The sequence below is a fragment of the Vibrio sp. 1069 genome, from assembly GCF_033340555.1.
Genome location: NZ_JAWOWP010000884.1, coordinates 1 through 534, shown reverse-complemented (window position 1 = coordinate 534; position 534 = coordinate 1). Strand labels below are relative to the sequence as shown.

2 protein-coding genes are annotated in these 534 nt (G+C 46.6%); both read right to left on the bottom strand.

The features are described 5' to 3' along the window. A partial coding sequence (locus R7040_RS29620; protein WP_318098072.1) for an HAD family hydrolase occupies window positions 1-272 on the bottom strand: 272 nt, incomplete at its 3' end. 1 nt (window position 273) lies between these two features. Beyond that, a partial coding sequence (locus R7040_RS29615; protein WP_318098071.1) for a TOBE domain-containing protein occupies window positions 274-534 on the bottom strand: 261 nt, incomplete at its 5' end.

Sequence of the window (534 nt, the reverse complement as noted above, 5' to 3'; positions counted from 1 at the left end):
TGCTTAGGCAGGATGTGGTGCTCTACACACTCTTCTACCAACGTATGGACGTGTGCAACGGGCATGTCAGCCAATGGTGCCATACAGAATTCTAAGTAGTCCTCCATGTCCATTTTGCCTTCTGCGTACAAGGCCATTAAACGCTGATCTTCCTCGATGAAGTTTGGTTGCGTTGCTATGCCTTTTTCAACCAAAAACGCATTCCAAATCATCGCACAGTCGGCGTTGATTAGCGTTTCGTCCATATCAAAGACGTACAAAGGTTTGGACATGTTAGGCTCTCACTGGTTGAATTTCATTAAGGTTAAACAGCAGCTCTAGTTGACTGCCGTTAGCTAGCAAGCGTTCGGATGAACGGTTGAGCAAATCGACCGTAAGATCGCACTCTTCGACGCATACTTGGTAGCGAATTACATTGCCAAGCAGTTGGTGATTTTTGATGGTTCCCATCTGCGGTGCAGAAATATGGTTTCCGTATTGGCGACCATGCTCTTTCACGTAGATGGACTCTGGACGAATTGCCACCTTCCATTC